The 13,298-nt window shown below is 46.0% G+C and carries 10 protein-coding genes; 1 reads left to right on the top strand and 9 read right to left on the bottom strand.

Annotated features, from left to right (window positions below):
• Window positions 1-2: 2 nt before the first annotated feature.
• Window positions 3-1,592 (bottom strand): malate synthase A, encoded by a 1,590-nt coding sequence (aceB, locus tag BTA31_RS01500; protein ID WP_076788515.1) that lies wholly within the window; start codon window positions 1,590-1,592, stop codon window positions 3-5.
• A gap of 42 nt (window positions 1,593-1,634) precedes the next feature.
• Window positions 1,635-1,772, bottom strand: a complete 138-nt coding sequence (gene yhfH / locus BTA31_RS01505) for a protein YhfH (protein WP_003186519.1) — start codon at window positions 1,770-1,772, stop codon at window positions 1,635-1,637.
• 204 nt (window positions 1,773-1,976) lie between these two features.
• Here yhfH and BTA31_RS01510 point away from each other — a divergent pair, with 204 nt between their 5' ends.
• Window positions 1,977-4,151 carry an ArnT family glycosyltransferase gene (locus BTA31_RS01510; RefSeq protein WP_076788520.1) on the top strand — a complete coding sequence of 725 codons (2,175 nt, stop codon included), beginning with the start codon at window positions 1,977-1,979 and terminating at the stop codon, window positions 4,149-4,151.
• A gap of 152 nt (window positions 4,152-4,303) precedes the next feature.
• Here the strand turns inward: BTA31_RS01510 and BTA31_RS01515 are convergent, their stop codons facing one another.
• The 7 genes from BTA31_RS01515 to BTA31_RS23175 form a co-directional block, all read right to left on the bottom strand.
• Window positions 4,304-6,247, bottom strand: a complete 1,944-nt coding sequence (locus BTA31_RS01515) for an FtsX-like permease family protein (RefSeq protein WP_076788523.1) — start codon at window positions 6,245-6,247, stop codon at window positions 4,304-4,306.
• The gene (locus tag BTA31_RS01520; RefSeq protein ID WP_076788525.1) at window positions 6,237-6,998 is read right to left on the bottom strand and encodes an ABC transporter ATP-binding protein; all 762 of its coding nucleotides are present in this window, start codon (window positions 6,996-6,998) and stop codon (window positions 6,237-6,239) included. Before BTA31_RS01520 ends, BTA31_RS01515 begins: the two co-directional genes overlap by 11 nt.
• 100 nt (window positions 6,999-7,098) lie before the next feature.
• Window positions 7,099-8,103 (bottom strand): sensor histidine kinase, encoded by a 1,005-nt coding sequence (locus BTA31_RS01525; RefSeq protein WP_076788574.1) that lies wholly within the window; start codon window positions 8,101-8,103, stop codon window positions 7,099-7,101.
• A 5-nt stretch (window positions 8,104-8,108) separates the two neighbouring features.
• On the bottom strand, window positions 8,109-8,795 hold the full coding sequence (locus BTA31_RS01530) for a response regulator transcription factor (protein WP_076788528.1): 687 nt from the start codon (window positions 8,793-8,795) through the stop codon (window positions 8,109-8,111).
• Between the two features lie 111 nt (window positions 8,796-8,906).
• Window positions 8,907-10,316 (bottom strand): aryl-phospho-beta-d-glucosidase, encoded by a 1,410-nt coding sequence (locus BTA31_RS01535; RefSeq protein ID WP_076788530.1) that lies wholly within the window; start codon window positions 10,314-10,316, stop codon window positions 8,907-8,909.
• Window positions 10,317-10,355: 39 nt separating this feature from the next.
• Window positions 10,356-12,200, bottom strand: a complete 1,845-nt coding sequence (locus tag BTA31_RS01540) for a beta-glucoside-specific PTS transporter subunit IIABC (protein WP_076788533.1) — start codon at window positions 12,198-12,200, stop codon at window positions 10,356-10,358.
• 429 nt (window positions 12,201-12,629) lie between these two features.
• Window positions 12,630-13,298 (bottom strand): HNH endonuclease (locus BTA31_RS23175; protein WP_204513324.1); only part of this gene is annotated, 669 nt, incomplete at its 5' end.

The raw sequence follows: 13,298 nt of genomic DNA on the forward strand, positions 1-13,298 counted from the left end.
CATTATATGTTTTTATAAGCGGGTATCGTTAGAAACTCCGCGAATTCATCATCCAAAATCAGCTGCTCAAATAACTGTCCGGCCTCTTCGAACCGGCCGCTCCGAAAACGTTCCATGCCGGCTTCCTCGAAGATTTTCTGCATTTCTTCCTCCTTCATCATCTTGACCATTCCGGCGGTCACTTTCCGACCATCGTCAAGAACCCCTTTCGGATGGCGAATCCACTGCCAAAGCTGGGCTCTGGATATCTCCGCCGTTGCAGCGTCCTCCATTAAGTGGTCGATCGGAGCGGCGCCTCTGCCCGACAGCCATGAAGCTACATAGCGGATGCCGGCGCTGATATTGGTACGGACGCCTGCTTCTGTAATCCGGCCTTTCGGTACTTCCAGCAAGTCTTTTTCCTCGACCTTTACGTCTTCCCGTTTTCTATGAATCTGGTTCGCCGACGGCATATGCTGATTGAATACATCAAGCGCCGTTTGAATCATGCCGGGATGCGCGATCCATGTTCCGTCATGACCGTCTTTTACTTCACGTTCCTTATCTTCGCGAATTTTGGCAAATGCGGCTTCATTGATCTCAGGTTTGTCTTTAGCGGGAATTTGTGCCGCCATTCCCCCGATCGCATGGACGTTTCGTTTATGACATGTTTGAATCGCCAAGAGGGAGTAGGCTCTCATGTTGGGAACCGTCATCGTCACGGCTGAGCGGTCTGGAAGAATGACTTCATCCCTGTTCCTGAATTTCTTAATAAAGCTGAAAATATAATCCCACCTGCCACAGTTAAGTCCGGCTGAATGCTCCTTCAATTCATAGAGGATTTCATCCATTTCAAAAGCCGCCAGAATCGTTTCAATGAGAACCGTCGCTTTAATCGTGCCCTGCGGAATGCGCAAGTCGTTTTGCGCATAAACAAATACGTCGTTCCACAGCCTTGCTTCCAGATGGTTTTCGATTTTTGGAAGGTAGAAATAAGGGCCGCTTCCTTTTTTGATCAGCTCTTTTGCGTTATGGAAAAAATAAAGGCCAAAATCGAACAGGCTTGCTGACACGGGCTTGCCGCCGATCAGCACATGCTTCTCTTCCAAGTGCCATCCCCTCGGTCTTACAATGATGACGGCGGGGTTTTCTTTCAGCTCATAGCGTTTGCCCTGTTCATTCGTAAAAGAAATCGTCCCGCGAACCGCGTCCCGCAAATTAACCTGGCCTTCAATGCAGTTTTTCCAAGTTGGCGAGTTCGCATCTTCAAAGTCGGCCATAAAGACTTTGGCTCCTGAATTTAAAGCATTGATGACCATTTTTCTGTCGACCGGGCCGGTGATTTCAACCCTGCGGTCCTCCAAATCCGGAGGAAGCGGCGCGACTGTCCAGTCCGACTCGCGAATATGCTTCGTTTCCGCCAAAAAACCGGGATTCTTCCCTTGATCGATTTCAGCTTGCCTGATCGTCCGCAAATGCAGCAATTCCCGCCTTCTTCCCCCGAAATGACGCTCAAGACGTCCGATAAACTGAAGCGCTTCTTTTGTCAAAATCTCTTCATACTGCGGATTCATCGATCCGGTTATGTGAATTCTCTTCTCCTCTGTTTTCATGTCTCCCTACCCCTTTACATGCTTTGTTATAATACAGTTTTCTTACTCGCCTTTTTTGGCAAGACAGCGCTCGCATTCCATGAAGTAAGATTCAGCCTGCTCCTCCATCTTTTCGCCGCATTCAGGACACGTTTTTTTCGGAAGCGTTCTGAAAAATTCCATCGGACTTTTCAAGCTCATTTGTGTCATCCTCCTTTTTATAGAACAGTTTTATGTTTTATATTTCTGTTGTAGTACAGTATACAGCGCAAAAATGAAAAAGTACACACCTTTTTCCAAAAAATATTTATTTTTTTCCATTCAAATAATAAAGATTGTTCTCTTTTTATTCATAACTTGTTCATATTTTTCTTCTAGAATAGGGAACATAAAGAGGTGAAAGTGATGATGAAAATAAAAAACAAACAACTTGATGTCATTCTGATTCTCATTTTGTTGGCAGCTCTTATTCTGAATACATATAACATTTGGCAGGACGATACCGCCAACCAGTATTACTTGGCGGCAGTCAAAAGCATGACGCAAAGCTTCCACAATTTCTTCTTTGCGTCATTCGACTCTTCCGGGTTCGTATCAGTAGATAAGCCGCCCCTCGTTTTATGGATTCAGACCATATTTGCGAAAATCTTCGGCGTGCATACGTGGAGTGTGATTTTGCCGCAGGCGCTTGCAGGAGCGGGCTCCGTCTATCTGCTTTACGCACTGATTAAGCCGAAATTCGGAAAAGGCGCCGCCCGCATTTCGGCGCTGGTGATGGCGCTGACGCCGATCGCGGTAGCCGTAAGCCGGACGAATAATATTGATAGCATGCTCGTCTTCACGCTCCTTCTTGGTACATGGTGCCTGATGAAGGCGGTCAAACAAGGCAGGCTGATCTGGCTGCTCGCTGCGTTTGGCCTCATCGGCCTCGGGTTCAATATGAAGATGCTTCAAGCATTCATGGTGCTTCCGGCGTTCTTGCTGTTTTATCTCATTGCGGCCCATGCGAATTGGAAGAAAAAAATCGTTTCAGCGGTTTTATCGCTTATTGTCCTCACCGGCATTTCGCTTTCTTGGGCGCTTGCTGTCGACTATACATCGGCCGACAGCCGCCCGTATGTCGGAAGCAGCCAAACCAACTCCGTGCTTGAACTGGCTTTCGGCTACAACGGCACTGAGCGGCTGCTCGGCCAGACGACGGGCAACGCCCGCGGCGATATGAACGGTTTTGGAGGAGACATGCAGCAGCCGAACGGCAATGCGCAAGCTCAGAACGGAAACAGTTCATCCGGCGGGTCCAATGGACAAAATGGCGCGATGCAGCCGCCGGGTGCGAGCAGCGCGACCGACGGCAATGCGCAAGCTCAAGACGGAAACCGTTCGTCCGACGGCTCCAATGGACAAAATGGCGCAATGCAGCCGCCGGGTGCGGGCGGTTCGGCTGACGGCAGTTCTCAAGGGGCAAACGGCGGCCATCAGCCGCCAACCGGAGGCGGACCGGGCGGAGGCAATGGCGGACCAGGCGGAGGTCAAGGCGGCGGACAAAGCATGAACATGTTCGGCACCGGTGACGCAGGACCACTGCGCCTCTTCCAATCGGCTTTATCAGGCCAAATCAGCTGGATGCTTCCATTCGCATTATTCGGACTGCTCGGCATGATCATCAGCTGGTTCCGCAACCGCCGCGAAAAAACAAGCGAAATGAAAGAAACAATCTTTTGGGCTGCATGGCTCGTTCCTGTTGCCGGTTTCTTCAGCATCGCCGGTTTCTTCCACCACTATTACTTGATTATGCTGGCGCCGCCGATCGCCGCGTTGTCAGGCGTCGGTTGGTACGCGATGTACGACCTTTACAAAAATCACAAAGACTGGGCAAGTTATCTGCTGCCGGCAGCCGTTCTGACGACAGCAGCATTCCAAGTGTATATTTTAAGCGCTTATACAAACCAAATCGGCAGCGCCTGGATGTATATCATGGGAATCTTGGGGCTGGGTGTCATCATTGCCTTACTGATGCTGAAGCGAAGCCATCCATTCGGAAAGCAGCTCACGATCATCAGCTTGTGCGTGCTTCTGCTGACACCGCTCTATTGGTCGGCAACACCGATCCTTTACGGAGGGAACAGCGTTCTTCCTGAATCAGGTCCTCAGCTGCAAAGCTCCAACGGAGGCGGAATGTTCAGCTCGGACGTGGACAAAGAACTGCTCACATACCTCCGGGAACATCATACGGGTGAAGAATACCTGTTCGCGACATTGACAACAGTAACCGCAGCCCCGTATATCATCAATGCCGACGAAAATGTCATGGCGCTCGGAGGATTCAACGGCACTGACCCGATCCTGTCGGTCAGTGAGCTGAAAAACCTCGTCAAAGAAGGAAAAGTAAAATACTTCTTAATCGACGACAACAACTCAGGCAACAGTGAGCTTGTCTCCTGGATCAAAGAAAACGGAACCGAAATTTCGTCTGACGAATACAGCAGTACCACGAACAGTACAGACAGCTCCGCACAGCAGGGTACAAGGGGTGGCCCGGGCGGCCGACCGCAGCAAACGCTCTACAAGGTTGAACTGTAGGAAATGAGGAAGCCCATCGGATGAGTCCGATGGGCTTTTGATTATGCCTTTCTAAAAATAACCGGTGGATGATGTTCAATATGGTAAAGGAGTTTTTCTCCATATAGGGTCATCGTTTTCCTTCAAGCGACGCGAGATTCCACACGGCTCAGCTACAGCGCCGACTTGATCACCTTCTTGCCATAAAGAACGGACAGCAAACCGAAAATAGAATACAGAGCGGTGTACAGCACCATCACGATGATCATTGGCGTCCGCACCTCTGCTCCGAATAAGAACCAGCCGGATTGGACGGCGAAGTAGCTGTGAAACAGGCCGATAACCAATGGAATGCCGAAGTTATACATTTGTTTGATTCGTATCCCCTTCAGAAGGTCCCCGCGCGTGAAACCAAGTTTTCTCAAGATCGTGTAATTCGGTTTCTCATCTTCGCTTTCGTCCATTTGTTTAAAATAAAGGATGCATCCTGATGTGATCAGAAACGTAAGTCCTAGAAATCCTACGATAAACATGGTAAGTCCGAAAAGCGATTTTTGAGCTGTGCTTGCATCGAGGAGTGATAAATGCTGATCGCTTTGGTTTACCGTTGCAAATAGTTCATTTGCCTGCTGAAGCTGATCTTCATCTTTTAAATTGATCCCGTAAAAAAGACTCGGCTTCTTCTGCTGTAATTTTGGATCTTTGTCTCGGCTCAGACGTTTAAACAGCGCATCATCCACAACGGCTACAGGCAATCCGCCACTGGTAAAGTTGAAGGATAAGAGGGACTCTTTTCTCAAGCCTAAATAGTTTAATGGGATTGTCTCATTCCTGCTCTTTACCTTAACGGCACCGGTCTCTTTTAAAGCCATGAATTTCTGGAGAAGATCGGTATATCCTGAGAAAATGACGTCTCCTTTCAGCACGTCAATCCCGTCAATCTCTGCATCGCTGACCACGGCGAGGGGTAACTTCCCCGGGTCTCCAGCCATATTTTCAGGATCCCCTTGGACAACTTGTTCCAGATTGAAAGACGCTTGAATGACATGAATTTCTTTTTTGCTGTATGAAATGTTGTTTTCATCCAATAGTTGTTCGAACCGTTTTGCATCCTTTTGATTTGTCATGGCGAAATCAGCCGCCACATTTTGTTCGGCGGTTTTCTCTGCGGAGTAATACGAAATATAGCACAAGGATAACAAACCGATCGCCAGTGCCGAAACGGTGGTGATGATCGTTAATAATAGGGCGTTTGATTTCAGCCGGAACATGATCGATGAAAGGGACAGCACTTCATAAATATTTAAGTAGCCTCCTTTGCTTTTGCGGATGATGTTGGAGACAAAGCTGACCGATCCTTTATAAAAGAGGTACGTTCCGATGATAACGGTACCGAGAATAAAGCTCATCGCATAAAACAGCTCATCTATGGTCTTGAATTTTCCGCTGAACAACTCAGTGGAAATATAATATCCCGACAAAATAAACAAGATGCCCAATAAGCCGATGATCATTTGAAAAACGGATATTCTCTTTACCTTATCTTCCGTAGCTGATGTCGCTTTAAATAATGATAAAATGCTTTGCTTTTTGATAAACGCATAATTCATCACCATCACCAGCAGGTAGATTCCGCAGAATACAATGACGGTTTGCACAAGTGCTTGACCGGAAAAATTCAATTTGGCTTCAGCTTGAACATCGACAATTTTAAATAAAGTCATAAGCACGAGCTTTGAGATCGAAAACCCGGCAAACACCCCAATGACCAAAGAGCCGAAATACAGCATGACATTTTCCAAACTTAAGATGCGGAAAATTTTTTGCTTCCTCATGCCGATTAGCTGGAATAAACCGATTTCTTTGCTGCGCCTTTTAATAAAAATCGTATTGGCATACAAAACAAATACCGCTACTACTGCCACAAGAAGAATGGAAGCTGCTTTTAAAGCTGCTGCGCCTTTTATCGATGCCTTCACTTCATCGATCGCCGGATCATACTGCAGCGTAACAAACGCAAAATAAAGCGCCACGCTGAAGATTAACGCAAACACATAAAGGTAATAGTTCCGTATATTCTTTTTCAGGTTGCGGAAGATCAGCTGATTAATGCTCATGCTGAACCCCGCCTAACACGCCTTGCGTCTTCATGATGTCCTGAAAGAACATCTGCCTGTCCTGTCCGCCTTTATTCAGCTGCGTGTAAATTTGTCCGTCTTTTATGAAAACCACTCTGCTGCAGAAACTCGCGGCGACGGGATCATGGGTGACCATAATGATTGTGGCCCGGCGCTTTTGATTTAACTGGCTCAACTTATTTAACAAGTCTGATGCGGATTTCGAATCAAGCGCACCAGTCGGTTCGTCAGCGAAAATAATGCTCGGTTCATGAATAAACGCCCTGGCTGCTGATGTGCGCTGTTTTTGCCCGCCGGAAATTTCATTCGGATATTTATCCTTCAGCTCGAAGATGCCTAATTCTTTCGCGACCTCCTCAAACTTTTGACCGGCTTCTTTTTTTGATATTTTCGTAATCGACAGCGGCAGAAGGATATTTTCTTTCACGGTCAGCGTATCGAGCAAATTGTATTCTTGGAAGATAAATCCTAAATGCTGCTTCCTGAACTCTGCAAGCTGTTTTTCCTTCATATTCGTCATCTCAGCTTGGTTGATGGCAATCGTTCCGCCGCTCACCTGATCAATGGAAGACAGAACATTGAGCAATGTTGTTTTGCCTGAACCTGACGGGCCCATAATACTGACAAATTCACCCTTTTGGATCTGAAGGTCGATTCCCTTTAACACTTCGTGTTTATTGTGCTTATTTCCATAGCTTTTTCGTATTTTTTTCGCTTCTAAAATCATCATTTTTAAATCTCCTTTTGACTGGATATTTTTATTATAGAAAGGAGGACAGCCGTTTTCCTTCGATTAAGCGAACAAAAAAGAAAAGCGTGTGACATTTTTGTCACACGCCAAGCACACGGGAAAATTCATTCCGCTTCGGAAAAATCAGCGTAAAGGTTGTACCCGTTCCCGGTTTAGAATCAACCTCGATATGAATCAGGAGCGGCATTGCCGCTTTGTTCGCCAAGTACAGCCCCATCCCCGTGGCGGCCTGATCATGATGCTCCGTTGTTGATGTAAAGCCTTTGTCAAACACGCGCGGAATATCCTTTGGATCGATGCCCCGTCCAAAGTCTTGAACTGCGAGATGCACCTGGCCATCCTGTTCATAGCTTTTAATCAAAATATCGGATGCTTCGCTGTATTTCACCGCGTTTGTCAGCAGCTGCCTCAAGATAAATGACAGCCATTTCGCATCGCTGAGCACTTCTCCTGCCTCCAGCTGTATATCAAATCCGATCCCTTTTGGAATGCACCATGATTGCAAATCTTTTAGTTCTTTAAAGATCAAAGGTTTGAGCTCTAGAGCTTCAAGGGACAAGTCATTTTCGATAAATGACATCCGCTTTTGATGAAGCTGGCGGTCGAGCAGCAGGTGAACGCGCAGCCATTCATAGTCGAGTCTCGATTTTAATGATTGATCGTCGATCGTCTCCATGATCAAATGCATGGCGGTAAGCGGCGTTTTGACTTCGTGTATCCAGGCCATGAGTTCATCTTTTTCATTCTCCAATGCCATGCGACGCTGTGCCGCCTCTTGCTTTAACTGTTTCGTTTGCTCGGTCATGCTTTTTTCAATCATCGTTTCGAAAGGCGTTTCCGCCTCTCGAATGTTTGTCACATCGAGATTGTGATCCCATTCTTCCAGACTTTTATAAAACTTCGTTTCCCTCCGAAAGCGGACAAGTACAAAAACGATAAAAATAAACGAAGACAAATAGATCATATACAAAATCGACGTAAAGGGAATGGATGAATCGACATAAGCGATAAACAGAAAGAGGATCTGCTGCAAGACAAATATGGCGATCCAGCTTCGCCTCTCGGTCAAAAATGCTTTCAGCATTCTCATCATCCTTCTTCTTTCGCCATATAGCCCTGGCCGACCTTCGTCTCGATATATTGTCCCAAGTTCAAGGCATCCAGTTTTTTTCTCAAACGGTTTACGTTGACTGTCAGCGTGTTATCGCTGACAAAGCGCTCATCGTTCCATAAACTTCTCATCAATTCTTCCCTGCTGACAATTTTGTTTTTTTGGTCGATCAATTGTTTTAAAATGAACATTTCATTCCTTGTCAGTTCGATCGTACCCGCCTTATTACTGACGCGGTTTTGTTCGGGATCAACGGTTGCACCGCACCACGTTTTCTTGAGAATCTCAGGCTCCGTATTATAGTCGTAAACGCGACGGAAAATCGCCTGGATTTTGGCAATCAGCACGTCAAAATGAAACGGCTTCTGAATATAATCATCCGCTCCGAACTGCATGGACATGACCATATCAGCAGGATGGTCGCGCGAAGATAAAAAGAGAATCGGAACGTTGGAACGGGAACGGATCTGCCGGCACCAATGAAACCCGTCATATTTCGGCAGCTGAATATCGATAATGACGCAATCGGGCTTAATCGCCGTAAACTCCTGCATCACTTCGCTGAAATCGTTGATGCCGTACACCTCGTATGACCACCCGGTTAACCGCTCTTTTATTTCCTGAAACAGCGATTCATCGTCTTCGATCAATAGCAGTTTAAACATTTGCCTCACCGCGCTTTTTGTCTATTTTCTAAGTCAAGTGTATAGCAAATCGTTTTCATGCGCTACAGAGAAAAAAATGGGCTGTCCTGTACAGGACAGCCATTCTGTATATTACAAACTCTCGCCATTCGTTTCGATCACATTTTTATACCAGTAAAAGCTTTTCTTTCTCGTTCTTGCAAACGTGCCGTTTCCTTCATTGTCACGGTCGACATAAATATAGCCGTAGCGTTTTTTCATTTCGGCGGTGGATGCGCTGACCAAGTCGATCGGGCCCCATGATGTGTAGCCGATTAAGTCGACGCCGTCTGTGATCGCTTCTCTTACTTCTTTTAAGTGATCACGCAAATAGTTGATTCTGTAGTCATCCTGGATGGAGCCGTCTTCTTCGACGACATCGACGGCGCCGAGCCCGTTTTCAACAATGAAAAGCGGCTTTTGATAGCGGTCGTACAATGTATTCAGCGTAATGCGGATCCCTTTAGGATCGATCTGCCAGCCCCATTCGGACGATTCAAGGTACGGGTTTTTAACCCCTCCGAGCAGGTTGCCTCCCGTTTTTGCCAAGTCTTCCGGATTCGTGCTCGCAACCATTGACATATAGTAGCTGAAACCGATATAGTCGACGGTGTTTTCCTTCAGAATGTCTTCATCACCTTCAGCCATTTCAATCGTAATCCCATTTTCCTTAAAGAAACGCTCCATATAGCCCGGATAAGCCCCGCGTGCCTGTACATCCGAGAAAAACAGCGTTCTTCTCTCATTCTCCATCGCGGCAAGCACGTCTTCCGGTTTTGGCGTCATCGGGTATGTCGTCGTGGCGGCGATCATGCAGCCGATTTTAGCGTCCGGAATAATATCCTTGCCTGCTTTTACCGCAAGGGCGCTTGCGACAAATAGATGATGCGCCGCTTGGTACATCGCATTTAACTCGTCTTCGTCTTCTTCAAATACAAGGCCTCCGCCTGTAAACGGCGCATGCAGGACCATGTTGATTTCGTTGAACGTCATCCAGTATTTCACTTTGTCTTTATAGCGGCTGAAAACCGTTTTCGCATAATGTTCATAGCACTCGATCACTTTCCGGTTTTTCCAGCCGCCGTATTTTTTAATCAGACCGAGCGGCATTTCGTAGTGGGAAATCGTCACTACAGGCTCAATACCGTGTTTTAATAGCTCATCGAAGAGACGATCGTAAAATTGGAGGCCCTCTTCATTCGGTTCACTTTCATCGCCGTTAGGAAAAATCCGCGTCCAGGCAATCGATGTCCGGAACGCTTTAAATCCCATTTCGGCGAAAAGAGCGATATCTGCTTTGTAGCGGTGGTAAAAATCGATGCCTTCGTGATAAAGGTTCAATGACTCCATCGATTCATCGAATGGATACATGACGCCGTTTGGCGACACATCGGCTGTCGAGAGTCCCTTGCCGCCGACATTATAGGCGCCTTCCACTTGGTTTGCGGCAACCGCTCCGCCCCATAAAAAACTTTCAGGAAACTTTTTCATTTGTTCAGTCATATCATTTCACCTCATCCAAATTTGTCGGGCTTTCCCTTTCTACGCAAGCGCGATCAGCGCTTCCTCAATGTCAACGCTTTCATCCGTTTTCAAAGGCTTGATCGACTGGTATCGGTCCGTATTTGTGACGATAACCGGCGTGATCAACTGATAGCCTGCATCCTTAATCGCGTCCATATCAAATGAGACAAGCTGGTCTCCCGGCTTTACAGCGTCTCCTTTATTGACATGCACGGTAAAGTGCTCACCGTTCAATTTCACTGTGTCGATTCCGATATGGATAATAATTTCCGCCCCATTGTCGCTTGTGATGCCGAGGGCGTGCTTCGTTTGAAAAACGGTTGTGATCGTGCCTGATACCGGCGACACCACTTTGCCTTCTTCAGGCTCAATGGCAACGCCTTTTCCCATGACTTCTCCTGAAAATGTCGCATCATCCACTTCACTCAATGCTTTGACTTCGCCTTTCAGCGGGCTTTGAATGATTTCTCCCGCGCCCGCTTCAGATGGAGCGGCCGCCGGTTCATCGGCTTCATCTGACGGAATGTCTTCAAATCCCAATACAAAAGCAAACGCCGTTGCGGCAAAGAACGCGATGACGATACCGATCGTCGCCTGTATAAAAGTCGGGCCGATAAATGTCGTAATTCCAGGCAAACCGACGTTTCCGCCAATAATATATGCTGCTACGCCGGTGATGCCGTAGAATGCACCCCCGACAGCGGCGCCGAGAAGCGCGGAGACAAATGGCTTTTTCAGTCTCATGTTGACACCGTACATCGCCGGTTCTGTAATCCCCATCAAAGCCGTGATGCTTGTCGTCAGCGACAATGATTTGAATTTCTTATTTCTGGACCGCAGGAAGACGGCAAATGACGCGCCAGCCTGCCCCATATTCGCCAAAAACATCGCAGGTATTAAATAATCGTAGCCGTTTTGCGTAATGTTGTTGAACATAACCGGAATGAAAGCATAGTGCATTCCTGTCATGACGATCAGCGAGAACGTTCCTGCTAAAAGGATCATCGTGATTAAACCGGCGTTTTCAAATAAACCGTTCACACCGATTGACAGATAGTTCCCTGCAATCGCACCGAGCGGACCGACCGTAATTAATGTGACAGGCACGACAACCAGCAGCGTCAACGTCGGTACAAAAATCATCTTCAACGAAGTCGGGGTGACTTTGTCAATCCATTTCTCAACGTACGATGCAATCCAAATCGCGAGCAAAATCGGAATGACGGTTGACGAATAAGTGGCAGCGGTTACAGGCAACCCGACAAAGGAAATGCTTTTTCCTGAACCGAGGAGTGCTGTCAGATCGGGATGCAGAATTGCCGCTCCGATCGCCGCCGCAACATAAGGATTGCTGCCGAATTTTCTCGCGGCGCTGACCGCCAGCAAAATCGGCAGGAAGTAAAATGCTCCGTCGCCGATGGCAGATAAAATGGTGTGGACCTGGCTAGTTTCGCTCATCCAGCCGAACGTGACGGCGATCGCAATGATCCCCTTGATCATACCCGCTCCGGCGATCGCCGGCAGAATCGGCGTAAATACGCCTGATATCACATCAAAAATGGCGGACAGCACGTTTTTCTTTTTGCCAGCTTGCTGCCCACCCGCTTTTTCATCGCTGAGCCCGCTGTTGGCAATGATCGCTTTATACACCTTAGGGACATCATTTCCAATGATGATTTGAAACTGCTGGCCGCTGATGTTGGTGCCCATTACAGCCGGCAAACTTTCCAGTTTCGCGCGGTCTGCCTTCGCATTGTCATAAAGGTTGAAACGCAGTCTTGTCATGCAGTGAATCACGCTCTGTACGTTCTCTTCACCGCCCACGAGTTGTAAAATGTCCTTCGATACTTTATTATAATCCATATGAGTACCTCCTCTTTTGGGGGAATCTGCCGGACTGAAGGTGGCCGCCTTCACCCGGCTTTTTTATTGGCCTGCTGCCGAAAGAATCCTCGAAATCTCACATCACCTCCTCATTTTGAGTATAAAAAAAACCTAAATTACGCCGGCTTAAACGGGACAATATCCCAGAAAGCTGTACGCAACTTAGGTTTTGCCTGCAAAAGCAGTAACAATCCTTAAGAAACTTGCTGATATTAGTTTGTAACTATACTTTAGCACCCGTTTTTGCACATGTCAACGCTTTCATTACAAATGTCGGATAAAAAACAGTCGATAGCCTATTAAACCATCTATAGTGTCCTATCTTTGGATAGCTTAAAATAGGAACCTATACTTAAAACTTAAGTCAGGGAATTCTTTTAGCCCTAAAAATATTATTTTAATTAGTTCTCATACGTTAACTCCCTTTTTCCTATTACACCCTTTATGGGTGATCTGAAGGTTTAAAAACTTGTCTTTTCCTCCTTTGGCCAAAGGATTAATATGATCCACCTCAATTTCATCGTTAATAAATAAATCAGCTAAACATATAGGACAACAGTTATTTTGTTTGTTTAACAAATTCTTTTTTTCGTCCAATGTTAATTTTATTTTTCTATCGTCTATCTCGAATTTTTTCAATAAACAGCTTACCATTTCTTTGTATTTTTCTAATCCAAAGCTATCTTGGTATGGAATTGACTTTGTATATTTAAAAAGACTAGACACCTCTTTTTTCAACTCAATTCTATGATGTTTTACCATCTCGTAATTTATATCTGAGAGTATATGCCAAAGGGCATAAAAATTTTGCAGGGTTCTCCTAGCTAACTTTGAATGTGTTAGATTGAATATTTTATCCAATTCTTTTCTCAAATGATCATCTGAATCTTTCTTTTCATTTTTATCTATTAGTAAAACTTTCAGTTTCTTAATAAAACTATCAACTTTTGAAATGCATCTAATAAAATCTTTTTTTGTTGTCTCATGTTCAGATGCTGAATTTAATACCTTTGTAATGTCTACTTTTGATTTAACTCTAAAGTTAATTTTGTTATTTCTTTGATATATATCTAAAAA

The sequence above is a fragment of the Bacillus haynesii genome (assembly GCF_001969855.1).
Lineage (GTDB): Bacteria > Bacillota > Bacilli > Bacillales > Bacillaceae > Bacillus > Bacillus haynesii.

Coding starts and splice junctions, on each gene's coding strand:
- yhfH (WP_003186519.1), bottom strand. CDS start 1,772: ATGAGCTTGAAAAGTCCGATGGAATTTTTCAGAACGCTTCCGAAAAAA.
- BTA31_RS01525 (WP_076788574.1), bottom strand. CDS start 8,103: ATGCTGAAAGCATTTTTGACCGAGAGGCGAAGCTGGATCGCCATATTT.
- BTA31_RS01515 (WP_076788523.1), bottom strand. CDS start 6,247: ATGAGCATTAATCAGCTGATCTTCCGCAACCTGAAAAAGAATATACGG.
- BTA31_RS01510 (WP_076788520.1), top strand. CDS start 1,977: ATGATGAAAATAAAAAACAAACAACTTGATGTCATTCTGATTCTCATT.
- BTA31_RS01535 (WP_076788530.1), bottom strand. CDS start 10,316: ATGACTGAACAAATGAAAAAGTTTCCTGAAAGTTTTTTATGGGGCGGA.
- BTA31_RS01540 (WP_076788533.1), bottom strand. CDS start 12,200: ATGGATTATAATAAAGTATCGAAGGACATTTTACAACTCGTGGGCGGT.
- BTA31_RS01530 (WP_076788528.1), bottom strand. CDS start 8,795: ATGTTTAAACTGCTATTGATCGAAGACGATGAATCGCTGTTTCAGGAA.
- BTA31_RS01520 (WP_076788525.1), bottom strand. CDS start 6,998: ATGATGATTTTAGAAGCGAAAAAAATACGAAAAAGCTATGGAAATAAG.
- aceB (WP_076788515.1), bottom strand. CDS start 1,592: ATGAAAACAGAGGAGAAGAGAATTCACATAACCGGATCGATGAATCCG.